Consider the following 23,273-nt stretch of genomic DNA (forward strand, 5'->3'; position numbering starts at 1 on the left):
CACGAGCACTCTCACGAGCACTCTCACGAGCACTGTCCCGACCTTCAGAAGGCCCGGTATGCCCACCGCCCCCACCGCCCCTGTTCCTTCCGCCTCCAGCAGCCTCTCCACCGACTCCGCCGTGCTCCTCGACCGGCTCCGCGCCGGGCTCCCCGCCGACGCCCTGCGCACCGACCCCGAGGCGCTCGCCGCCCACACCCGCGACGCGGCGCCCTTCTCCGAAGCGGGTACCCCCGCGGTCGTCGCCCTCCCGCACGACGCCGAGCAGGTCACGCACGTTCTGCGCACCGCGTACGAACTCGGCGTCCCGGTCGTCCCGCAGGGCGCCCGCACGGGACTCGCCGGCGCCGCGAACGCCATCGACGGCTGCGTGGTCCTGTCCACCACCCGGATGAACCGGATCATCGAGATCGACCCGGCCAACCGGCTCGTGCGCTGCGAGCCCGGAGTCGTCACCAAGCACCTGAACGACGCCGTGGCCGAGCACGGCCTGACCTACCCGCCGGACCCCGCCTCCTGGGAGCGCTGCACCATCGGGGGCAACATCGCCACCGGCGCGGGCGGCATCTGCTGCGTGAAGTACGGGGTCACGGCCGACTACGTGCTCGGGCTGGACCTCGTACTGCCCGACGGCCGGCGCACGCGGACCGGACGCGACACCGCCAAGGGCGTCGCGGGCTACGATCTGACGCGGCTGATCGTCGGCTCGGAAGGCACCCTCGCGGTCGTCGTCGGCGCCACGCTCGCGCTGCGGCCCGCCCGCCCGGCCGCGCTCGCTCTCCTCGCGCAGTTCCCCAGCCTCACCGCTGCCGGGGACGCCGTAGCGGCGATCACCGCGGCCGGCCACATCCCCTCCGCCCTCGAACTCCTCGACCGGGCCACGTCCCAAGCCGTCGCCGACCACGGACACGCGCTGCTGCGACCCGGCAGCGCCGCCACGCTCATCGTGGAGAGCGATACGACCGACCCCGCGGGCGACCTCCTCGCGATGGAACTCCTCTGCAAGGAGGCCGGAGCCGAGAACGTCCACACCGCCTCCACCCCCGAGGAGTCCCGGCACATCATCGAGGCCAGGCGGCTGGTCACCCCGGCCCTCGGAGCCTTCGCCGCCACCCTCGGCGGCAAACCCACCGCGTTCATCGAGGACGTGGCCGTACCCCGCTCCGAACTCCCGAAGTTCATCGGCACGATCGAGGAGATCGCCCGCCGCAACCGGCTGCGGATCTTCACCCTCGGTCACGCCGGGGACGGCAACCTCCACCCGACCGTCGTCTTCGACGAGTCGGACCCGCAGGAGTTCCGCCGGGCCCAGGTCGCGTACGACGAGATCATGGCCGCCGGGCTCGCCCTCGGCGGCACGAGCACCGGAGAACACGGCATCGGCACCCTCAAGCGCGACTGGCTCACCCGCGAACTCGACCCGGTGAACCTGGAGTTGCAACGCGGACTCAAGCGGCTCTTCGATCCGAAGAACCTGCTGAACCCCGGGAAGGTCGTCGAGGCATGACCGGGACCGAGAGCCGGATCGACACGGCGAACGGGAGCCGGGCCGGGGGCCCGGCGGACATCCCGAGCGTCTTCGCGGCCCCCACCGCCCCCGCGCCCTCCACCGCCCGCCAGGCCCGCGCGGGGCTGGCCGAGACCGCCCGGTTCGTCGCCACCCACACCCTGCCCGTCTTCGTACGGGGTGTCGTCAGCGCCCGGTTCAAGGTCGTGTCGGCCTACGCCGCCCTCGACCAGTACGGCTGGTCCGCGGCGACCCTGCGCGCCATGCGCGAGCGGCACGGCGGCGCCCCCGTCTCCGTGCGCGGGCTCTCCGGACAGATGCTGGTGCTGTTCGACCCGGAAGACATCCGGCAGTTCTTCGAGGAGCCCGTACGCACCCTCGCCATGGACGCCGAGGACAAGCTCAAGGGCCTGAGCGGTGTCGAGCCCACCGGCGTCATCTGCTCCCACGGCGACCTCCGCGAGGACCGGCGGAAGGTCAACGACGAGGCCCTCGCGTGGGGGATCCCCGTCCACCCCGCCTGTGCGCAGTATCAGGCCGTCGTCGAGGAGGAGAGCCGGCCGCTCACCGAGCGCACCGTCCTCGCCTTCGAGCAGGTGCGCCGCTGCCTCGCCCGGATCTCCCGCCGGGTGGTCCTCGGCGACCGGGCCGCGGACGACGAGGAGCTGGCCGGCCTGCTGCGCACCCTGCGCGACGAGGGCAACTGGATGGGCCTGCGCAAGAGCCGGGCCGAGGCCAACAAGGCGGTCTATGCCAAGGCCTCGGAGCGGATCGCGGAGTACGCGGCCGACGCACCCGCCCACACCCTCGCCGCCCGGGCCCTCGCACACCCCGTCCCCGAGGGCACCGACCCGCTCGGCCAGGTCCACCACTGGCTGCTGGCCATCGACGTCGCCGCCCCGGTCGTCGCCCGCACCCTGCTGCTGCTCGCCGGCCACCCGGCCGAGCAGGACGCCGCGCACGCGGATGCGGTCACCGGCGCTCCGGCACTGCCCCGACTGCGGGCCTGCGTACAGGAATCGGTGCGGCTCTATCCACTCGTCCCCGACCTGGTACGGGTGACCCGCGCCGAGACCGAATGGCGCGGGGTGCGCCACCCGGCCGGGACCTCCGTCCTGGTCCCCATCGGATTCCATCAGCGCGACCCCTCCCGCGTACCGGCCGGCGACCTCTTCGTACCCGGCCGCTGGCTGGAGCCCGACGCCGACCGGGACACCCGGATGGCGCCCTTCAGCCACGGCGGCGGACGCTGCCCCGGCGACCAGTTCGCCCTGCTCCTGACCTCGGCCGTCTGCGCGCAGGTGCTGCGGGGCCACCGGATCACCGGCGGCCGCCCCACCGTCGACCCGCACCGCCCGCTGCCCGGAACGCTGGACACGGCCGCGATGCGGCTGCGGCTGGCCCACCGTCGAGACCCGGAATGAGTCCCCCCGTGCCCGAAGCCGTCACCGCCCCCTCCACCGCGTCCGCCCCCGCCGGCGGCGAACCGGACGTGGCCGGCCTGCACCAGCTCTGCCGTGACCTCGCCGAGGCCGCCGACGCCGTACGCGAAGCCTCCCGGCACGCCTCCGAACTGGCCCTCGGCACCCGGCTGCCGCTGGCCGCCCTGGGCGCCTCCGGCCGCGCCCGTACCGCGCTGCGCACGCTGCTCCGTACGCTCAGGGACCCGAAGGGCCTGGGCTGGGCCGCGGACGGCCGCGGGGTCGCCCGCGCCGGTCGGCTCGCGGGAGTCCTCACCAGCCGGGAGAGCCTGGCGGTCAGCCTCGCCGTCACCGGTCTCAAGGCGCGCATCCGGGCGGCCGCCGTCGCCCATCCCGAGCTGCTCAGCGACCCCGACACCGCACACGTGCTCAGGGCCGTCGAGCAGGACCGGCAGCGCGAGGCGGTCCGTACCTTCAAGCGGATCATCGGCAGCCAGGGCGCCGAACGCGCCTTCGCGCTGCTCGCCCCGTCCTTCGCCGACATCCTGGCGTGGAACGCGCTGACCGACGAGAACCCCTTCAACGACGAGGCCGGCTGGGAGATCGCCACCGGCCGCACGCTGACCGCCGCGGAGCCGGTCATGGGCGTCAGCAGCCGGATCTGGGCCCTCCTGGACCGGGGGCCCGGCCGCGCCGAGCCCAAGCCCCCCGAGCCGGCACTGCTGGAGCGCCTCGACACCTCCGGCACCATCGGCGGGTACCTCCGCAACATCGGGACGGTCGGCACCGGCGGCACCCTGCTCGTCCAGCGGGTGTCGGGCCCCGACCAGGTGACGCGGTACGTGGTCCAGCTCGCCGGAATGGCCGCCGACGGGGTGCGCAACGAGAGCCCGCAGGACCTGCTCGGCGCGATCCACGCGGTGGCCAGGCCCAGCACCCCTTACTCCAGGGCCACCGCACGAGCCCTGCGGATGGTGGTTCCCACGGGCACCGAGATCGCGCTGATCGGTCACAGCCTGGGCGGGATCACCGCGATGAACCTGGCCGGGGACCGGGAGTTCTGCGCGCTGTACCGGGTCACGCACGTCGTCGCCATCGGCTCGCCCATCGACGGGAAGCGGCCCGCGGACCCGGCCACCCGGGTCTGCTCGCTGATCAACGAGCACGATGTCGTGCCGAGCCTGGAGGGACGCTCCTCGGTCTCCCCGTACGCCCTGCCCGCGCAGTTCACCGAATTCACCTGGACCGACGACACGCACGCCTTCCCGCTGTGCCACGCGGCCGAACGCTACGAGCACAACCTCCGGTTCGACGTGCCGGAGGCGAGCGCCCATGTCGACGCGGAACTCACCCGCTTCCGCGGCCGGGTCACCGACACCCGGCTCTTCCAGCTCTACGACCGCTGAGGACCGCACGATGACCGACGCCACCGATACGACCGACACGACGGCCAGGGCCGAGGCGGCGGAGAGCGCCGCGCGCCCGGCGACCCTGCCCGCGCAGGCCGATCGTCCCGCACCCGCCCCCTACGGCCCGCCCGGACTCCTGGAGCGCCTCGGCTCGGCCGCCTTCGATCGCATCAACCGTTCGCGCGACTGGTGGGAACTCCCCGGCCCGGTCGCCATGCTGAACCTCCGGGTGCTCCGCGACGACCTGCGCCGCAAGAACCTGTACGACACCTACGGCGCGGGCGGCGAACGCCCCCGCCGGGCCACCCGCGACCTCGCGCCCTACCGCTCGTACGACGGCTCCGGCTACGACCCGGACGACATCGACATGGGCAGGGCCGGAACCCGGCTCGACCGCAACGCGCCGCTGCACATGGTCTTCCCGGACTCCGACGAAGACCTCATGACGCCGAGCCCCCGCGAGGTCAGCAGGCAACTGCTCGCCCGCTCGGGCGGCTTCACCCCCGCTGCCACCCTCAACCTGCTGGCCGCCGCGTGGATCCAGTTCCAGAACCACGGCTGGGCCAACCACGGGGACAACGAGGAGGCCGAGCCCTTCAGCGTCCCGCTCGCCGCCGACGACGACTGGGCGGGCCGCACCTGCCCGATGCGGGTGAACCGCACCCGCCCCGACCCGGTCGCCCACACCAGCGCGGACGCGCCGCCGACGTACGAGAACACCGTCACGCACTGGTGGGACGGCTCGCAGATCTACGGCTCGGACGAAGCCCGCTGCCGGTCCCTGCGCACCGCCGAGCACGGACACCTCATCGTCCGGGACGGCCGGCTGCCCTCCGACCCCCGCCCCGACCTGGCCTGCCTCGACGCCACCGGGATGAACAGCGACTACTGGACCGGCCTCTCGTTGCTCCACACGCTCTTCGCGAAGGAACACAACGCGATCTGCGACCGGATCCGCTCCCACCACCCCACCTGGGACGACGAGCGGCTCTTCCACACGGCGCGGCTCGTCAACACCGCCCTGATGGCGAAGATCCACACGGTGGAGTGGACCCCGGGCGTCCTCGACACCCCCGTGCTGAAGCGCGCGATGGACGCCAACTGGTACGGCGTGCTGCCCCGTTGGGTCTCCAAGCGGTACGGCCGGATCGGCAGCGGCGAGATGCTCAGCGGCATCCTCGGCTCGCCGACCGACCACCACGCGGCGCCGTACTCGATGACGGAGGAGTTCGTCTCCGCCTACCGACTGCACCCGCTCATCCCCGACGAGGTCACGGTGCGCGACCACACCCGGGGGTCCGTCCGCGAGGTCATCGGCTTCGACGACATGCAGGGCGCGACCACCCGCAGCGCCATCGACGCGTACGGGATGAGCGACCTGTTCTACACCTTCGGCACCGAGCACCCCGGCGCCCTCGTCCTGCACAACCACCCCGACGCGCTGCGCGACCTCGCCCGGCTCTCCGGCGAGCGCATCGACCTCGGGACCGTCGACATCCTGCGTGACCGCGAGCGGGGCATCCCGCGCTACAACGCCTACCGGCAGATGCTGCGCAAGCGCCCGGTCGCCTCCTTCGAGGAGCTCACCGGAGGGCACCCGGGGGACACCCCGCTGCTCAGGGACCTGTACGACGGGAGGCTCGACCGGGTCGACACCCTGGTCGGGAACCTCGCGGAGCCCCGCCCCGCCGGGTTCGGCTTCAGCGACTCCCTCTTCCGGATCTTCATCCTGATGGCCAGCCGGCGGCTGAAGAGCGACCGCTTCTTCACCACCGACTACCGGCCCGAGGTCTACACGGAGCAGGGCCTGGAGTGGGTCGACCGCAACTCGATGGTCACCGTACTGCTGCGCCACCACCCCGAACTCGCCCCGGCCCTGGCCGGGGTCACCAACGCCTTCGCCCCCTGGAGGTCCCTGTGACCACGATCCCGGCCGCCCGGTCCGAACGCCGCCACGCCCCGGCGGCCGGCCTGCGCGCCCACTCCACGGCTCTGCGCGCCCACGCGGACCGCCTGCGCGCCTCGGCCGAGGCGCTCACCTGGCAGGGCCCGGAAGCGGAAGCCTTCCGCCGCCAGGTCGAAACCCTGGCCGACCGCTGCACGACGGCAGCGGACGGTCTGACCCTCTCGGCGACCCATCTGGAGGCGTACGAGCGCCCTCGCTGACCGGAGCGTCGTCGTACCCGGGCCGGTCGTCGAGCGGCGGCCGGCCCGGCCACGGCGCGGACCGTCTCGCCGCGTATGCGCGTGTCAGGGTGGCCCCACCCAGCCGTGTCGGACGGCGTATCCGCCGAGCTGCATCCGGGTTCGGACTCCGGCCATGTCCGTGAGGTGGCGCAGGCGTCGGTGCAGCGTCCGTGGTGACAGGCCGAGTTGTGCCGCGGCCGTCTGGTCGGTCAGGCCGGCCAGGAGGAGCGCGAGGATCCTCCGGTCGAGGTCGGTCGGGCCCGTCGCACCGAGCTCGACGGTGGGTTCGGCCTCCCCGCCGGTGCCGGAGAGTTCGAGCGGGTGGGCGGTCCGCCACACCGTCTCGAACAGCGCGTCCAGCGCGTCCAGCAGGCCGCTGCGGTGCAGCAGCACGGCGCCGGGCTCTCCGTCCGGCGTGACCGTGAGCGGGACGAGGCCGAGGTCGGCGTCGGCCAGCACGAGTTTCATCGGCAGCTCGTCGGCGACACGCAGCTGCACGCCCCTGCGCAGTGATTCGATCGCATCATCGATGATGCCCGGCTCCGCCAGCACGGCCCGGTCCAGTACCGCCCGGAAGTGAACACCGCGGCCGATGGCCACGGGTTCTGCCGTGTTCTCGTCGGGCGACAGAGCGACGAACGGAGCGGTGATGAAGCTTCGGACCTGCGTGCGGGCCGCCTGCTGCACCTGGAGGAAGCGGTGGCGGATGGCGTCGACACCCGTGACGACCTCGATCAGATCACTGATGCTGTCGCCGGTCATCGCCGCCCGGTGTTCCTCGGCGAAGGCCACCAGCGCATGCTCGGCCATCCGCAACCCGTCCCGGCGCTGGCTGATGAGCGCGCCGAGCGCCATGGCCGGCGGCGCCGCGGTGAACCGCTCGTCCGCCGACCGGGTCGCCAGTCCCCACTCGACGAGGCGGGACAACGCCGTGTCGACGTGGTCCTGAGGCAGGACGAGCAGGTCCGCGAGCGCAGTGGCGGTGGAGTCGGGCCGTCCGAGCAGCGCCCGGTAGACGCGCTCGTCATCGGGGCCGAGGCCAAGAACATCCAGCATCGGCGACCGATTCTCCTCCGCTTGCCGCAGCGGGGAGAGTATGCGCCATGGCGGCAGACCTTGAACAGTCCCTGCTGGGAGCAGCTGTGAGGGGAAGGGCCCCGGGGAGTCGTCTCCCCGGGGCCCCATGGCGCGGTTCATCGAAGGCCGTACGCCCGGATGATCTCGTTCTTGACGCCGAAGCCTTGGTCCGTCGCGGCGCTCGCGCGCAGGGAGACGAAGCCGCCGGGCCGCTCGGCCGTCGTGAACGAACCCGTCCAGGTGCCGCCGGCGCCCTTGGCCAGGGTCACCTTCCGCCAGGTGGCGCCGTCGTCGTGCGAGACGTCCAGCGTCACCGTGGACACGGTGCCGGGCACGGTGCCGCGGTCCATGGACACCGGCTTCAGGGCGATCTGCTGCTTCGCGCCGGCCTTGAGGTCGCCGTGCAGGTCGGACTCCAGCTTGTAGTCCAGGTTCAGCACCGAGAACGGCTCGAAGGAGTCCGAGTCGACCGTGTCGGACATGAAGGTCCACTCGGTGTGGGTGCGCGTCGACAGCCGGAAGACGTCGCCGGGCCGCTCCGCGTCGAGGACGGTGCGGTAGGGCAGATTCCCCGCCGGTACCTCCACCCATTGCATGTCTCCGCCGACCGGGTTGTCGTGGATCAGCGTGCCGCCCTGGAAGACCTGCAGGTGGGACGGTGTCTCACCCCACGGCAGGTAGCCGCCGAGCCGCATGGTGTCGCCGGCGGAGGCCCACGCCTGGACGTTCCAGGTCATGTAGTTCTGCCAGCGGGAGTTGTACACGCCGAAGGACTCGCTCTGGCCGGGCCGCGTCGCCGGAGCGAACCAGTCCAGCCGGGTGGTGCCACCCTTGGCGTATGTGTTGTCGCCCGACACCATCGACCACGGCAGGGCTCCGTCGACACCCTGCGTGTGGAACTCCCTCCAGACCTGGCCCGGAGTCACCCACTCGGTGCGAGTACCAGGGTGCCACTCACGCTCGGGAAGGTTGAACGACGGGCTGAGGGTGAAGTCGGAACGGTAGCCTTCCGCCGACAGGCCGCCCGTGGCGGAGTAGTAGCGGGCGTCGATCCGGGCGAGGTCACCCTTGCTCGGCTTGTAGACCAGGGCCCGGTCCGGCACCCGGCCGGGGTAGTCCCGGGTCAGGTCGTAGACGAACGGCGTGTACTCGGTCTGCTTGACGGTCAGCTTGTCCTTGCCGCTCCTGGCCATCGAGACAAGGGCCTTGCCCGCGTCGCGGTGCACGGAGGCGACCGGGATGGCCGACTCTCCGACGTACTCCATCAGAGCCCCGACGCCGTCGTTGACCACGATCAGCACTTTCGCGCCGGCCGCGACCGCGGCCTCGGCGCGCTCCTGCGGCCCGACCTCGTCACTGCGGTCGACGACGACCACCCTGCCCTTGGCCTTGACCTTCTCGTACGCGGCCGCCGCGCCGTTGCCCGCGTGGACGACGTCCAGCCTGTCCGTGGCGGTGCCCAGGGCGCTGCCCGCCTGCACGAGCGCGTCGAGCCGGAGCCGACCGCCCGGCGTGCTCAGGCCGAGCTGCGGCTCACCCTTGCGCCAACGGGTGATCAGCACGAACTCGCCCTGCTTCATCGCCTCCGTCGGTGCGACGTAGACGTCGTCGTACGTCGGCGGCAGCACGTACGCGCTGCGGTGGTCCAGGTACGGGTCGAGGCCCTTGTAGTGGACGTTGAAGTCGACCTTGCGCTGGCGGTCCTCGGTCCGCTCCGGCGCCTCGGTCTGCAGCAGGCGTGCCCTGCTCGCGTCGAGCACCACGTCGGCGGAGCGGCCCTTGAGCACCGTCTCCGGGTCGACGAGCACGGCCAGCCCCGAGCGGTCCGCCTTCTCGCCGGCCACGTCGAGGTATCCGGCGACGGTGTACGTACCCGGTGCCATGCGCATGGTGGTCGATCCGTCGACGTAGACCGTCCACGGCCAGACGTCGCCCGCCAGGTTGACTCCGACCCAGCCGGCGGCCGGCTTGCCGTCCCTCCCCACCAGCTTGATGTTCAGGTCGTAGCGCTCCTCCTCCTTGAGGAGCGCCACGGAGGTACGGGTCACCGGCTGCCCGGTGGCCGCGTCCGTGGCGCTCACGTAGCCGACGTGCCGGCCCGCCGCGGCGGCCCCCGGGTCACCGGTCACCGGGACGGCGGCGGTGCCACCCGCCGGGACGGTCACCTTGGTGGCTCCCAGCGTGAACGGGCCGCCGCCGGTCAGCGCCAGGTTCAGCGTGACGTCGGCGGAGCCGGTGTTGGTGAAGGTCAGGGCCTTCGTGACGGCCACGTCACTCGGCTCGTGCGGCCAGGTGTAGTTGCCGAAGAAGAGCGATCCGGTGCCGCGGACCGTGGTGTGCACGGCAGCGGCCACGTCGAGACGGCCGGTACCGACCTCGTACGGCGAGTACCCGCCGTCCAGGCCCTTCGCGGTGCTCATCAGGTGTTCCTTGAGCTGTGCGCCGGTCCAGTCCGGGTGCTGCTGGGCCAGGATCGCCGCCGCGCCGACCACGTGCGGGGTGGCCATCGACGTGCCGCTGATGGTGCGGTAGGCACCCGCGCCGCCGTCGGTCATCCGGGAGGAGCGGGCCGCGGTGATGTCCACGCCGGGCGCCGCGATGTCCGGCTTCATGCCGCCGGAGCGGGTCAGCGGGCCGGTGCTGGAGAAACTCGCGAGCCGGTCCTGCTTGTCCGTGGCGGCCACGGTCAGCGCCGAGGCGGCCGCGCCCGGGGCGGAGATGCTCTCCGGTCCCGAGTTGCCGGCGGCTATGACGAACAGCGTGCCGTACTGCGCGGAGAGCGCGTCGACCGTCTGCGACATCGGGTCGCTGCCGTCCGTCGGGTACGAGTCGCCGAGACTCATGTTGACCACGTCCGCACCGGACTCGGCGGCCCACTGCATGCCGGCCATGATCCAGGAGTCCTGGCCGTAGCCCTCCGCGCCGCCGAGCACCTTGCCGACGTACAGGTCGGCGCCGGGGGCGACGCCCTTGTTGTCGCCTCCGGAGGCGGCGCCGGAGCCGACGATCGTGCCGGCCACGTGCGTGCCGTGCCCGTTGACGTCGGTGACGCCCTCACCGGGTACGAAGCTGGCGGTGCCGTCGATGAGGCCGGCGAAGTCGGGGTGGTCGACGTCGATGCCGGTGTCGAGCACCGCGACCTTGACGCCCTTGCCCGTGTAACCCGCCGCCCAGGCCGTGGGGGCGCCGATCAACGGCACGCTCTCCTTGAGATCGGCCTTCACCCGGCCGTCGAGCCACAGCTTCGCCACACCGGCGCCCAACGTCGCGCTGCCCTGCGGCGCGACGGAACTCCAGAAGGTACGGGCCTGCCCCTTCTCGGTGCTGAGGACGGCACCGCCGATGTCCTTGAGGTTGCGGGTCAGCCGGCTGCCGCGGGGAGCCGTCGGCTCGACGGCGGCGCCGGACCTCGTCCGGGCGTACGTCGCGATCAGCGGGACCGCGGCCGACCTCGCGTCGTCGTAGCCCATCTCGATCAGGTCGGTGACGTTGAACAGCCGCCGGTCCAGCCTGTCCGTGCCCAGCAACGGCACGGCCTCGTCCGGGACGACGAACAGGTCTCCCTTGATCTGCTGGATCTTCACGCCGCCGACGGCACTGTCCGGTCGATCGACCTCGGCGGTCTGCTTGCCGTCGGCCATCGTGGTGACCGTGACGACGTCGCCAGTGACCAGGGTGACCTTGTGGGTCGCCGAAGGACTGGCGGGAGCCGTGGGTTTGCTCGGAGCGGCCAGTGCGGGTGCTTGCAGCACCGCGAGCCCCGACGCGAGCAGAGGCACCGCGGCGGCGGCCGAGATCAGCTGCCGGCACCTGCGCCGGAACGCGGAGGACTGAGAGGAGGAGGACATGCCATGGGTCTATCGACCGTGCGGCGCCGGCGTGAAGGCCGCCGGGTGGCAAGTCCCCGCCGTGGCAAGCATTTGCCAGTCGTAAACCGCGCGAATCCAGGCACGATCCGGACACTTCCCGCAGGCCTCCACCACCCGGTCACCCCCGGTCACCCCCGGTCCTCCGCCGCCGACGAGATTCAGCGCCAGGCGGGATGCCCCTCGGTGGTGGCGCCGGTGGTGAGCGGGCGCTCGCCGGTCTTGTCCGCGCGTACGGCCCAGATCACGGGCTTCTCGTACGGGCCGCGGACGAAGGCCACCCAGGTGCCGTCGGGGGACCAGGCGGGGTCCATCTCATGGGCACTGGTGGAGACCAGTTCACGATCGTCACTGCCGTCGGCGTCCACGAGGCGGATGTCGCCCTGAGTGTTCGTGCCGTATGTCCCCGCTGTGTAGGCGAAGGTGGTGCCGTCGGGTGACCACACCGGGTCGAGTGCCGGATGGGGCAGCCGGGTCACCTGCTGTGGCGCCCGGTTCGGGTCGGCGGGGTCGACCAGATGGATCTGCCAGTTCCCGGGCCCCGTCTGCAGGCAGACCGCGATGCTCTTGCCGTCCGGCGACCACGCGGGATCCTCGACCTGGCTCCCGCCCGAAGTGATCTGGCGAGCCGTGCCGTCGGCGACGCCGACCACGAACAGCTGCTGGACACCGTCCTTCTTGCGGAGCACGGCGAGCCGGCTGCCGTCCGGCGACCAGGACACCCTGCCGCCGGCGATGGAGGTGATCCACCGAGCGTTCGAACCGTCGGCACTGGCGGTCCAGACGGCCGTGCCCTCGGGCGTGCTGCGGGTGAACGCGAACGACCTGCGGTCGGGCGACCACTGGGGCAGGGTGTCGCAGGCGCCTGCGCCCCCGGCGATGAGCCCCACGGGCTTCTCCGTCGCTGCGTCCCGGCGGGCGATGACGCTGTGGCACGTGCCGGGCCAGCCCGGGGCGGTGTCCTGCCGGATCAGCAGGGGATCGGCCGGGAACGGGGCAGGGGCGGAGGCGGAGGTGGATCCGGTGGGCGCGGCGGCGTGGGGCTTGGAGTTGTCCTTGGTGGAGTCCTTCCAGGGCTGCCACACGAAGAGGCCGACCGCCGCGAGCGACGTCACGAGCAACGCCGCCACCACCGCGCGGCGACGCCGCGGCATCCCCGGAACCGCCTGCGGTACCCGCGCGGGGGAGGGGGAGGGCTGCGCCACGGGGCCGGTCATGGTGCGCGACTGCTCCGTACGGGGCTCCGCGACGGCGGGCGGGGCGGCGTCCGGTACCGGGAGGTCCTGCGCGGTGGCCGACGGGCTGTCCGGCGGGCTGTCCCACGGGCTGTCCGGCGTGGTGGGGCGCACCGCCGGTTCCGGGGGCGGGAGCAGTTGCGTCGCCGCCTCCGGCAGCCAGGAGCCACCGTCCGGGTGGCGGACGGTGAGGGTACCGAGGAAGGCGGCCGGGGTGGGCCGTGCGGCCGGGTCCTTGGACAGGCAGGCGCCGATGGCTTCGCGGAGTTCACGGGGCACCGCGGTCAGGTCCGGCTCCTCGTGGACCACCTTGTAGTGCCTGGCCGCGGACGGGCCGTCGCCGAAGGGGGCGCCGCCCGCCGCCTGGGTGAGCACCACCCCCAGAGCGAACATGTCGACCGCGGGGGTGAGCACGCCACCGCCGGTGAGCTGCTCGGGTGCCAGGAATCCCGGCGTGCCGACCTGCAGGCCGGTCTGTGTCAGGGACGTTCCGTCCAGGGCGCGCGCGATGCCGAAATCGATGACACGCGGCCCGTCCTCCGCGACGATGATGTTCGCGGGCTTGAGATCACGGTGGATGACCCCCGCTCGGTGGATCGCCTCGAGTGCCTCGGCCAGGCCCGCGGCCAGCACGGTGAGCGTGTCCAGGGGCAGCGATCCGACGCGCGCCAGTACCGCTTGCAGGGTGGGACCGGGCACGAAGGCCGTCACCAGCCAGGCCGGCTCCCCGTCCGGGTCGGCGTCGACCACCGGCGCGGTGTGGAAGCCGCCGACCCGCCGCGCGGCCGCGACCTCGTCGGCGAACCTGCGCCTGAACCCGGGATCGGTGCTCAGCTCGGGACGTACGACCTTGACGGCGACCGCACGGCCGGACCGGGAGCGGCCCAGGTAGACCACGCCCATGCCCCCCTGGCCGAGCCGTCCCACCAGCCGGTAGCGGCCCTCGCCGAGCGAGGTGGGATCCCCCGTTTCGAGCGGCTTCATATGTCCCCCGTTTCACACCTTGCGCAATGAACAGCCTCTCCCTACCTGTCGTGCCGACCACCAGTCAAGCGAGGCCCTTGCGGAGACCAGACAAGGGTGCCTCTGACAACCTGTCCAGCTGGTCGCCGGTCTGCCGGTCCGCCCGTTCCCCCGAGGCCCTTGCCGACGTACTCCCACCCCCGGGCCGGCCGGCTAGCATGCACGGGTGACTGTTGCACCCTTGCGTGTCGTCGTGTTGAGCGCGTTGATGACCGGGTACCGGCTGGTGGCCGATTGGGCCGGACGGCACGGGCACGAGCTGTCCTTGGTGGTGACTCCGCCGGTGGGAGCCGGCCGGCGTTACGACGCACGGGCGAACCCGCTGGTGCTCGACCTGCCACAGGACTCACACGTCCTGGTGACGCGGTCCCTGACCACGGTGGCGACCCCATTGGTCGCCGCGCTGGCACCCGATCTGGTGATCTCGGCCGCGTTCCCGCGCAGGATTCCGCCACAGCTCCTCGCCGTGCCCCGGTTCGGGGCGCTCAACCTGCACCCGTCCGCCCTGCCGGCCGGGCGCGGTCCGAACCCGTTCCGGCTCGTCTACGAGGGGGCCTCCACGATCGGGGCGACGCTGCACCGGACCGCGGAGGACTTCGACACCGGTCCGGTGCTGAGCCGCCGCGAGGCGCCCCTGCCCGCCGAGCTGAGTGCCGCCGCTCTGCGCGCGGCCTCGGTCGACCTGATGGCCCAGGTACTGGAGGAAGGGGCCGCGCGTGCCGTGGCGGGGGACCCCGGCGTGGTGCAGAACGGCGAACAGGCCTCCCACACGCCGCCGTTCACCGAAGTCGAGCAGCTCATCGACTTCACCGATCCGGCACGGACGCTGCAGCGCAAGGTGGCGGCGCTCAACGTGCTCGGGCCCCGCGCCGCGGCCTGCGTCGAGGGGGTCCGGGTGCAGGTCGGCCACCTGTACGAGGCGGGGTGCGGCAGGAACGCGGAGCCGGGCGAGGTGCTGACCCGGCATGGCGACGGATGGACCGTGCAGGCCGCGGACCATGCGGTCCGGGTTCACTCGGTGTGAGCGCGGCAGTCGTACGGGCTGCCGTAGGGCTGGGGGAGTCGGGGCACCACGGCGGTCATGAACGATTCCATCTGCTCGCAGACCCGTCGGCTGTCATGGGTGAAGAAGTCGAACCAGAGCATGAGGCGGTCCTCGGGGTGGAACCGGCCGGCGATCTGCTCGGCTATGTCGGCGGCGGTGCCGACGAGGGCGTTGTCGGCCGCTGACGCGATGCGCGCAGGATCCAGAGTGCCCTCCAGCGCCCGCCAGTAGGCCGCCAGCCGCATCTCGGCGTCCTCGCGCGCGGCAGCCCGGTTGCCGCCCGCGGACCTGCCGGGGTCGTCCTGGAGGAACACGAATACGGTGCGCGGCATGTACCCGCGCCGCCACGGCCCACCCGCCGGGTGGTACATCCGGTGCATGCGCGCGTGAGTCGCCTCGATGACCGCCGCCGGGGTGATGCTGAGGTTGAACACCTTCACCGGTCGGAACCGGTTCAGCCGGGCCTGCAGGGTCGGGTCCTGCGAGCCCGTGACGAGTTCGAGGAGGTCCGGCCGGGCGATCTCCGGTACTGCCCTGACGGCTTCGAACTCCCACCGGCGCGGCACCACGATCCGGTCTCCCGCCGGGGCGCCCGCCTTCCGCGTCCGCCGGTACGTGTCGGGGTCGTCGAAGTGTTCGGGCCCCAGTTGCGCTTCGGGGACGTCATCACTGGCGAGGGCCTCACCGGCCAGCAGCCGTACGAAGATCTCGGCCGCCTCGGCGGCGACGGCCGAGCGGACCTGCGGCCAGGCCTCCCGCTCCCACCCGGTACGCGGGAGCACTCCGCTGAGCCGGCTGACGTAGTCGAACCGCCCCCCGGCGAACCCGACGCGGATCCGGCGCCGCTCGGCCGGGTCGAGCCCGTGCCAGCCCAGCAGCGCGGCCACCCGCTCGGCGGCGGCCAGCGGTCCGCCCTGACCGACGATGTTCATGATGGCGGACCCCACCTCGATCCGCTGCGTACGGGCCAGGACCTGCCCCGCCAGCTGACAGAAGTCCGTGTTCAGCCCGATCTCCCCCCGCCAATGGGGGATCACCGGCCGCCGATGCGCCCGCTGCAGCTCGCTGCTGAAATGACTGCCGGCCACCCACACGGTGCCGAACCCCAACCGGTCGGCGACCTGGGCCTGTTCGAGGAAGTTGCGCAACACCGTCGCATGGGGAGGCAGGACTCCGCCCGGCTGAGCCTGCGTCAGGCTGCAGAAGATGTCGAACCGCACCCGTGCGCTCCCGGTCCCTCGCCCTACACCGCCCGGCCGACGCTACTGCGTGTCCACGGCCGCCCGACAGGGGCGCATTCCGGCCCGTGGCCGCGACGGAGCCGAAGGGCCCCTTCGTGGTTGTCGGCGAACGGGCAACGAGCAGCCGCCGGCCTGGTCCGTTGCGGTAGGCCGGAAGCGGGCGCTGCTGATCCTCGGTTCGCCGGTCACGGGCTTCGCCGTCATCAGCGATACCGTGCGTCCCGTCGGGCGGTCCATGAGCCGGCAAGGTGCGGCTCGCCGCAGAGGCCCGACGTCCCGCGCGCGCACCGGGCGGGGCATCTGTGAGCTGTGAGCTCGCGGCACGTACCGGGCACAGGCCGACCCGCGGCCGTACCGGCGAGTCCCACGGCGAGCGGCAGATCGCGCCCGAGCGTCGCGCCGCGGGACCCCGCTCCCGCTTTTCCTCGATGCCAGGGGGTCAGCGCCTACGGCTCCGGCCCCCACGGGCAGCCCATCCGTGGCCGATGCCGGCGACGTGGAGCGCGAGCGCGGCGAGACCGATCAGCATGAAGTTGGTGGAGCTGAACACTTCGTTGGTGCTGATGGTGGCGGCATTGATCAGGAACGCGATGAAGAACAGCACTGCGGCGGTGATGCCGAGCATGTCCATGCCCCTTTCGGTCGGTGACGGCCGTGTTCCCCGTGCGGGCCGGATCATGAGTGGCTGCTCCGGCAGGATCTCGCCGTGCCGCGGAGAAACGGAAAGGAACCCGGGCTCGCCCACGCGCGGGCGCGTCCTGGGCACCCCCGGGAATGCTTGGCGCGCGGTCTTCGGGACACAAGCGGGGCGTGCTGAAGACACTTACCCTGATCCTGCCCGGCGCCGCAGCGGCGCTCGCCGCGGTCGGCGCCGTCCTCCTCTCGCCCTGGTGGTGGGCCCTGGCCGTTCCGTCGTTGTTGCTCGTCCTGGTGGCCTCGTACGACCTCCTGCAACGCCGGCATTCCGTCCTGCGGAACTACCCCCTGCTCGGTCATCTCCGGTTCGCTCTGGAGGCGCTGCGGCCGGAGATCCAGCAGTACTTCATCGAGCGGAACATCGACGGCAGCCCCTTCGACCGTGACACCCGCAGCATCGTCTACGAGCGGGCCAAGGGCACGGACGCGGAGGAGGCGTTCGGCACCGAGCTGGACCTCCTCCGGCCCGGCAGCGAATACCTCACGCCGTCCATGGCCCCGCACCCGGTACGGGCCGATCCACCCCGGGTCCGGGTCGGCGGTCCCGACTGCACCGAGCCGTACGACATGTCCCTGCTCAACGTCTCGGCGATGAGCTTCGGCTCCCTGTCCGCCAACGCCGTCCTCGCCCTCAACTCCGGAGCTCAGCTGGGCGGTTTCGCCCACGACACCGGCGAGGGCGGCGTGTCCGAGTACCACCGGCGCCCCGGCGGGGACCTCGTGTGGGAGATCGGCACCGGATACTTCGGGTGCCGTACCGGCGACGGGGGCTTCGACGAGCGGCAGTTCACCGAGAAGGCCGCGCACCCGCAGGTCAAATGCGTGTCGCTGAAGATCAGTCAGGGCGCCAAGCCGGGCATCGGCGGCGTCCTGCCCGGTGCCAAGGTGAACGCGGAGATCGCGCGGGTGCGCGGGGTGCCGCAGGGGGAGACCGTCGTCTCGCCGCCGTTCCATCGCGTGTACTCCACCCCGCGCGAGCTGGTGCGCTTCCTGGCCCGCATGCGGGAGCTCGCCGGCGGCAAGCCCGTGGGGTTCAAGCTGTGCGTCGGCTCGCGCCGCGAGTTCCTCGCCGTGTGCAAGGCCATGCGGGAGGCGGACACCACCCCCGACTTCATCGTTGTCGACGGGGCGGAGGGCGGAACGGGCGCGGCGCCCCTGGAGTTCGCCGATCACGTCGGCCTGCCGCTCGGGGACGGCCTGATGACCGTCCACAACGCCCTCGTCGGTTCCGGGCTGCGCGACCGCATCCGGATCGGAGCCTCCGGAAAGATCGCCACCGGAAGCGACCTCGTCAAACGCCTGGTCCAAGGCGCCGACTACACCAACTCGGCCCGCGCCATGATGTTCGCGATCGGCTGCATCCAGGCCCAGCGCTGCCACACCAACACCTGCCCCGTCGGGGTCGCGACCCAGGACGAGCGGCGCGCCCGGGCCCTGGACGTCGGTGACAAGGCGCAGCGCGTACGGCGCTACCAGGAGGCGACCGTCAAGAGCGCGCTGCAGATCATGGCAGCCATGGGCGTCGACGACGCGCGCGGGCTGCGCCCCCACATGCTGCTCCAGCGGGTGGACCCGCACACCGTCCGCTCGTACGCCGAACTGTACGCCTGGCTCGCCCCCGGAGAACTGCTCGCTTCGCCGCCCGAAAGCTGGGCAGCCGACTGGGAGGCGGCCGACCCCGACCGCTTCACCCACTCCACCCGCTGAAACCACCGCTGAACAACTCGCCGAACCGGCCGCTGAACCGGCAAACGAAGGGCAGTCCCGTGGCACGCACCGTCGCCCACGTCATCGTCGACGCACTCGAGGAACTCGGCGTCCAGCACGTCTTCGGCGTCGTCGGAGACGCCTTGAACCCGCTGACCGACGCCATCCGCACGTCCGCCGGCCTGAACTGGATCGGCTGCCGGCACGAGGAGGCCGCGGCCTTCGCCGCCTCGGCACAGTCCCAGCTCTCCGGGACCCTCGGGGTGTGCATGGGCACGGTGGGACCTGGATCCGTGCACCTGCTCAACGGCCTCTACGACGCCGCCAAGAGCCGCACGCCCGTCCTGGCCATCTGCGGCCAGGTCCCCCTCGCCGAGATCGGCAGCGACTACTTCCAGGAGGTCGACAACGACCTGCTCTTCCGCGACGTCGCCGTCCACCGGGCCACCGTCACCTCGCCGGACCAGATGCCGCGCCTGCTCGAATCGGCCGTACGCGCCGCCGTGACCCAGGGCGGAGTGGCTGTCCTGACGGTCCCCGGCGACCTGGGCGATCAGGAGCTGAGCGACGACAGGCCCACGCGGTTCGCCCTGGACCGCGCCGTCACCCGGCCCGACGACCCGGCCCTGGCCCGGGCCGCCGAGCTGCTGAACGCCGCGTCCCGGGTGACCCTCCTCGTCGGCCAGGGCGCCCGCGAGGCCCGTACCGAGGTCCTGCGGACCGCCGAGCTGCTGGCGGCGCCCATGGTGCTCACGCTGAAGGCGAAAGAGGGCTTCGAGGACGACAACGCCTTCCAGGTGGGCCAGACCGGCCTCATCGGCAACCCCGCCGCCGCCCACGCGCTCGACAGCGGGGACGTGCTCTTCATGCTGGGCACCGACTTCCCTTACCGGGAGTGGTACCCGAAGGACGTCAAGGTGATCCAGGTCGACTCCCGCGAGGACCATCTGGGACGCCGCACCCCCGTGGACGTGGGCCTGGCCGGCGACGTCGGGGCCACGCTGCGGGCCCTGCTGCCGCTGTTGAAGGCGGTCCCCGACCGGGCGCACCTCGACGACGCCCGGGAACGTTTCCTCCGCTGGCAGGAGGGGCAGCAGCGGCTCGCCGACCCCGCACACGAGCACCGCTGGACCGGGAAGCTGCGGGCCGTCCTGGACAACCGCGAGCACGCCATCCGCCCGGAGGCGCTGGCCGCGGCGGTGGACGCCTACGCCGACGCCGACGCCGTCTTCACCTCCGACACCGGCATGGCCACCGTCTGGCTCTCCCGCTTCGTCACCATGCGCGGCGACCGCCGCCTGATCGGCTCGTACAACCTCGGCTCGATGGCCAACGCCATGCCGCAGGCCCTCGGTGCCCAACTGTGGGCGCCCGACCGGCAGATCGTCGCGCTCTGCGGGGACGGCGGGCTGAGCATGCTGCTCGGGGACCTCATGACCATCAAGACGTACCGGCTGCCGGTGAAGCTCGTCGTCTTCGACAACCGCCGCCTGGGCATGGTCAAGCTGGAACAGGAGCAGGCGGGCCTGCCCGAATTCGGCACGGAACTCGACAATCCCGATTTCGCCGCGGTCGCCACGGCCCTCGGCCTGACGGGGATCCGCGTCACCGACCCGGCCGAGCTCCACGAGGGCGTGCGCCGGGTCTTCGAGACGCCGGGGCCGGTCCTGCTGGACGTGCTGACCAACCCGGAGGAAGTGGCCGTGCCCGGCAAACCGACCGTGGCGCAGGGCTGGGGTTTCGCCGTGGCCAAGGCCAAGGAACTCCTGCCGGGCCATGAAGGCTGACGGCCACAAGAGGACGCCGGTCGACCACGAAACGCCCGCGAGCGATGTGCACAACGGGAAAACCGGGGCAGACGCCGTTCAAGAGGTTGGTTGATCCTTTCATTCACACCGGAGGAGTTGTTTTCACGTGACCGAGCATGTGTGGAGTTACAAGTCGACGTCGGGACACCTGGCCGGTACCGATCTCACCGGCTACAAGGTCGAGGCCGTCGACGGAAGCATCGGCAAGGTCGACAAGCACTCCGACGAGGTCGGTGACGCCTACCTGGTGGTCGATACAGGGGTGTGGATCTTCGGCAAGGAAGTGCTTCTGCCGGCCGGCACCGTGATCGCCATCGACCCGGAGCAGCGGACGATCCACGTGGAGCGCACCAAGGAACAGATCAAGGACTCCCCGGAGTTCCACCGGGACACGCACCTCGGCGACGCGCGCTACCGCGAGCAGCTGGCCCTCTACTACGGTCCCGTCGGCCCGTTCGGCGGCCCGTTCGCCTGACGTGCCATGAGGGAGGGGCCCGGACTCGACGAGTCCGGGCCCCTCCCCGTGCCCGGCAACCAGAAGTGCCGTGCCTGTCGGCAGGCTCGGACCCTGATTCGCCGCACCGTCCGCGTACGATCACCTGTTCGGCGGGTGCCCGGCAACCTTTCGGGCTCCGGCGGCAACTGAGGGGTGAACAGTGCACCTCACCCCAAGGAGCCACCGCCCATGACCGCTTCCGCCCACCGCCGCCTCACCGGACGTCGAAGGCTGGCCCTGGCCGGAGCTGCCACCCTGGTCGCCGCCGGACTCGGCGCCGTACCGCTCGTCGCGAAGGCCGATGCCGTGGCACCTGCCGACCTCGCCCACGGCGTGCCGGCCGCCCGGGACGGCTGGGCCGCGAGCGGCTCGGGCACCACCGGCGGCCGTGCCGCGGACGCAGCTCACGTCTTCACCGTCTCCACCCGCGCCGAGCTGGTGAGAGCCTTGGCCGCGAGCCCGGCCGGTGCCCCGCGGATCGTCCGGGTCAAGGGCTTGATCGACGCCGACACCGACGACAGCGGGAAGCCGCAGAGCTGCGCCGACCACGCCGCGGGCACCGGCTACTCGCTCGACTCCTACCTCAAGGCCTACGATCCCGCCGTCTGGGGCCGTGCCAAGGTGCCGTCCGGCACCCAGGAGAACGCCCGCAGGGCGGCCCAGTCCAGGCAGGCCGCCCGCATGGTGTTCACCGTGCCGGCTCGGACCACGCTCATAGGCGTGCCCGGCACCGGAGCGGGCATCACCGGCGGCAGCCTCGTGGTGAAGAACGCCGACAACGTGATCATCCGCAACCTGTCGCTCACCGACGTCCGGGACTGCTTCCCGCAGTGGGACCCGACCGACGGCTCCACCGGCAACTGGAACTCCGCCTACGACGCCGTCAGCCTGCGCGGCGCCACCCATGTCTGGGTCGACCACAACAGCTTCTCCGACGCCCCGCATCCGGACTCCGCCAACCCGGTCCGCTTCGGCCGCGAGTACCAGGTGCATGACGGCGCCCTCGACATCACCAACGCCTCCGACCTCGTCACCGTCGGATACAACACGTTCAGCAACCACGACAAGACCATGCTGATCGGCAGCAGCGACAAGGACACCAAACTGCGGGTGACGCTCCACCACAACGTTTTCCGGGGCATCGTCCAGCGGGCCCCTCTCGCCCGGGTGGGCCAGATCCACCTGTACGACAACTACTACGACACCACGGCATCGGAGGGCTACGCGCACAGCTACAGCGTCAACTCCCGTGCCGGGGCCCAGGTCGTCGCGCAGAACAACTACTGGAAGCTCTCCTCCGACCGGAAGACCTCCCAGCTGCTCAGCGGCGACGGCACCGGAGCCATCGCGGGCAGCGGCAACCTCGTCGGGGGCGCCCCCGTGGATCTGGTCGCCGCCCACAACTCCGCCGACCCCGGGAAGAAGATCAAGACCACCGTCGGCTGGCGGCCCACCCTCACCGCCGGACTGGAACCCGCCGCCGGACTACCGGCGAAGCTGACGGGGAGGGCCGGGAAAGCGGGAGCCGGAGTCCTCACCGAGACCGGCGGCAAGGGTCCCACCCCGTCCGCTCCCACCCCGTCCGGTCCGGCCGGCGGCCGTACGCTGACGGTCGCCGCCGACGGCTCCGCGGCCCACCGCTCCGTGCAGGCCGCCGTCGACGCCGCCTCCGCGGGCGACACCGTCCTCGTCTCGCGCGGCACCTACCGGGAGACGGTGAACGTCCCCGCCTCCAAGCACGGACTGACCCTCAAAGGCGCCACCGGCAACGCCGAGGACGTCGTCATCACCTACGACAACGCCTCCGGCACACCGAAGCCCGGAGGCGGTACGTACGGAACCGCGGGCAGTGCCACCGCGACCTTCTCCGCCAACGACATCACCGTCACCGGTGTCACGGTCGAGAACACGTGGGAGCGGTCGGCGCACCCGGACGTCAGGGACACCCAGGCCGTGGCCGTCAACGCGTCCGGCGACCGCCAGAAGTACCTCAACTCGCGTTTCATCGGACACCAGGACACCGTCCTCAACTGGGCTCCCTCCGCCACCGGCCAGTACCGGCAGTACTTCCGCCACTGCTTCATCGCGGGGGACGTCGACTTCGTCTTCGGCAACGCCACCGCCGTCTACGACCACGTCAACATCACCCTGCGCGACCGGGGCGCCGCGGCCGGCGGCCTGGGCGGATACCTCGCCGCACCGAACACCGACGCGGCCAAGCCGTACGGGATCCTCATCACCGACAGCACGATCAGCAGCCCCGCCCGGCCCGGGACCTACTACCTCGGCCGGCCCTGGCACCCCGGCGCGAGCGCGGTCGGTCAGCTGGTCATCCGCAACACGAGCCTGCCCGCGGCCGTGAAGACAGAGGGGCCGTGGACCGACATGGGGGGCTTCTCCTGGAAGTCCGCCCGGTTCGCCGAGTACGCCAACACGGGCCCCGGCGCCGGAACCGGAGCGAACCGGCCGCAGCTCGCCCCGGACCGGGCCGCGGCCCACACCGCCCGCGCCTACCTGGCCGGCACCGACGGCTGGAACCCGACGGACTGATGGGC

Annotated in this window: 15 protein-coding genes; 10 read left to right on the forward strand and 5 right to left on the reverse strand. The window is 72.0% G+C overall.

From position 1 onward, the window contains the following. Positions 1-58: 58 nt before the first annotated feature. From AB8A24_RS00080 to AB8A24_RS00100, 5 genes are read left to right on the forward strand one after another with little or no spacing between them, the layout of a single operon-like run. The gene (locus AB8A24_RS00080) at positions 59-1,507 is read left to right on the forward strand and encodes an FAD-binding oxidoreductase (protein WP_369474088.1); all 1,449 of its coding nucleotides are present in this window, start codon (positions 59-61) and stop codon (positions 1,505-1,507) included. Continuing rightward, the gene (locus tag AB8A24_RS00085) at positions 1,504-2,931 is read left to right on the forward strand and encodes a cytochrome P450 (protein WP_369474090.1); all 1,428 of its coding nucleotides are present in this window, start codon (positions 1,504-1,506) and stop codon (positions 2,929-2,931) included. The genes AB8A24_RS00080 and AB8A24_RS00085 overlap by 4 nt, the downstream gene beginning before the upstream one ends. 8 nt (positions 2,932-2,939) lie before the next feature. Continuing rightward, a complete protein-coding gene (locus AB8A24_RS00090; protein ID WP_328960442.1) occupies positions 2,940-4,334 on the forward strand; it encodes a hypothetical protein in 1,395 nt (464 codons plus the stop codon). A gap of 10 nt (positions 4,335-4,344) precedes the next feature. After that, entirely contained in the window at positions 4,345-6,258 is a 1,914-nt protein-coding gene (locus AB8A24_RS00095) for a peroxidase family protein (protein ID WP_369474092.1), read from the forward strand. Then, the gene (locus tag AB8A24_RS00100; protein ID WP_328960440.1) at positions 6,255-6,503 is read left to right on the forward strand and encodes a hypothetical protein; all 249 of its coding nucleotides are present in this window, start codon (positions 6,255-6,257) and stop codon (positions 6,501-6,503) included. Before AB8A24_RS00095 ends, AB8A24_RS00100 begins: the two co-directional genes overlap by 4 nt. 84 nt (positions 6,504-6,587) lie before the next feature. Here AB8A24_RS00100 and AB8A24_RS00105 read toward each other — a convergent pair whose 3' ends face one another. From AB8A24_RS00105 to AB8A24_RS00115, 3 genes are all read right to left on the reverse strand, one after another. Continuing rightward, positions 6,588-7,580: a helix-turn-helix domain-containing protein gene (locus tag AB8A24_RS00105; protein ID WP_369474094.1), complete on the reverse strand. Its 993-nt coding sequence runs from the start codon at positions 7,578-7,580 to the stop codon at positions 6,588-6,590. Between the two features lie 137 nt (positions 7,581-7,717). Continuing rightward, positions 7,718-11,449 (reverse strand): S8 family serine peptidase, encoded by a 3,732-nt coding sequence (locus AB8A24_RS00110; protein ID WP_369474095.1) that lies wholly within the window; start codon positions 11,447-11,449, stop codon positions 7,718-7,720. 179 nt (positions 11,450-11,628) lie between these two features. Further along, complete coding sequence (locus AB8A24_RS00115) at positions 11,629-13,686, reverse strand: protein kinase (RefSeq protein ID WP_369474097.1); 2,058 nt, start codon at positions 13,684-13,686, stop codon at positions 11,629-11,631. A 205-nt stretch (positions 13,687-13,891) separates the two neighbouring features. Between AB8A24_RS00115 and AB8A24_RS00120 the strand changes: the two genes are divergently transcribed. Then, the gene (locus AB8A24_RS00120; protein ID WP_328960436.1) at positions 13,892-14,749 is read left to right on the forward strand and encodes a formyltransferase family protein; all 858 of its coding nucleotides are present in this window, start codon (positions 13,892-13,894) and stop codon (positions 14,747-14,749) included. Here AB8A24_RS00120 and AB8A24_RS00125 read toward each other — a convergent pair. Continuing rightward, positions 14,737-15,990 carry an LLM class flavin-dependent oxidoreductase gene (locus tag AB8A24_RS00125; RefSeq protein ID WP_328960435.1) on the reverse strand — a complete coding sequence of 418 codons (1,254 nt, stop codon included), beginning with the start codon at positions 15,988-15,990 and terminating at the stop codon, positions 14,737-14,739. The genes AB8A24_RS00120 and AB8A24_RS00125 overlap by 13 nt on opposite strands. 460 nt (positions 15,991-16,450) lie before the next feature. Beyond that, positions 16,451-16,636 (reverse strand): hypothetical protein, encoded by a 186-nt coding sequence (locus tag AB8A24_RS00130; RefSeq protein ID WP_328960434.1) that lies wholly within the window; start codon positions 16,634-16,636, stop codon positions 16,451-16,453. Between the two features lie 149 nt (positions 16,637-16,785). On the opposite strand from AB8A24_RS00130, the gene AB8A24_RS00135 reads away from it, so the two are divergent. From AB8A24_RS00135 to AB8A24_RS00150, 4 genes are all read left to right on the forward strand, one after another. Beyond that, the gene (locus AB8A24_RS00135) at positions 16,786-18,414 is read left to right on the forward strand and encodes an FMN-binding glutamate synthase family protein (protein WP_328960433.1); all 1,629 of its coding nucleotides are present in this window, start codon (positions 16,786-16,788) and stop codon (positions 18,412-18,414) included. A gap of 59 nt (positions 18,415-18,473) precedes the next feature. Then, entirely contained in the window at positions 18,474-20,201 is a 1,728-nt protein-coding gene (locus tag AB8A24_RS00140) for a thiamine pyrophosphate-dependent enzyme (RefSeq protein WP_369474100.1), read from the forward strand. 127 nt (positions 20,202-20,328) lie between these two features. Continuing rightward, the gene (locus AB8A24_RS00145; RefSeq protein WP_328960431.1) at positions 20,329-20,697 is read left to right on the forward strand and encodes a PRC-barrel domain-containing protein; all 369 of its coding nucleotides are present in this window, start codon (positions 20,329-20,331) and stop codon (positions 20,695-20,697) included. A gap of 210 nt (positions 20,698-20,907) precedes the next feature. Further along, on the forward strand, positions 20,908-23,268 hold the full coding sequence (locus tag AB8A24_RS00150; RefSeq protein ID WP_369474101.1) for a pectinesterase family protein: 2,361 nt from the start codon (positions 20,908-20,910) through the stop codon (positions 23,266-23,268). Positions 23,269-23,273 lie beyond the last annotated feature (5 nt).

The sequence above is a fragment of the Streptomyces sp. BF23-19 genome (assembly GCF_041106355.1).
Lineage (GTDB): Bacteria > Actinomycetota > Actinomycetes > Streptomycetales > Streptomycetaceae > Streptomyces > Streptomyces virginiae_A.

What these genes read in the sequence shown, in the direction of transcription:
- AB8A24_RS00080 (WP_369474088.1), top strand. Translation starts at nt 59, where the DNA reads ATGCCCACCGCCCCCACCGCCCCTGTTCCTTCCGCCTCCAGCAGCCTC.
- AB8A24_RS00085 (WP_369474090.1), top strand. Translation starts at nt 1,504, where the DNA reads ATGACCGGGACCGAGAGCCGGATCGACACGGCGAACGGGAGCCGGGCC.
- AB8A24_RS00095 (WP_369474092.1), top strand. Translation starts at nt 4,345, where the DNA reads ATGACCGACGCCACCGATACGACCGACACGACGGCCAGGGCCGAGGCG.
- AB8A24_RS00105 (WP_369474094.1), bottom strand. Translation starts at nt 7,580, where the DNA reads ATGCTGGATGTTCTTGGCCTCGGCCCCGATGACGAGCGCGTCTACCGG.
- AB8A24_RS00110 (WP_369474095.1), bottom strand. Translation starts at nt 11,449, where the DNA reads ATGTCCTCCTCCTCTCAGTCCTCCGCGTTCCGGCGCAGGTGCCGGCAG.
- AB8A24_RS00115 (WP_369474097.1), bottom strand. Translation starts at nt 13,686, where the DNA reads ATGAAGCCGCTCGAAACGGGGGATCCCACCTCGCTCGGCGAGGGCCGC.
- AB8A24_RS00130 (WP_328960434.1), bottom strand. Translation starts at nt 16,636, where the DNA reads ATGCTCGGCATCACCGCCGCAGTGCTGTTCTTCATCGCGTTCCTGATC.
- AB8A24_RS00135 (WP_328960433.1), top strand. Translation starts at nt 16,786, where the DNA reads ATGCTTGGCGCGCGGTCTTCGGGACACAAGCGGGGCGTGCTGAAGACA.
- AB8A24_RS00150 (WP_369474101.1), top strand. Translation starts at nt 20,908, where the DNA reads ATGACCGCTTCCGCCCACCGCCGCCTCACCGGACGTCGAAGGCTGGCC.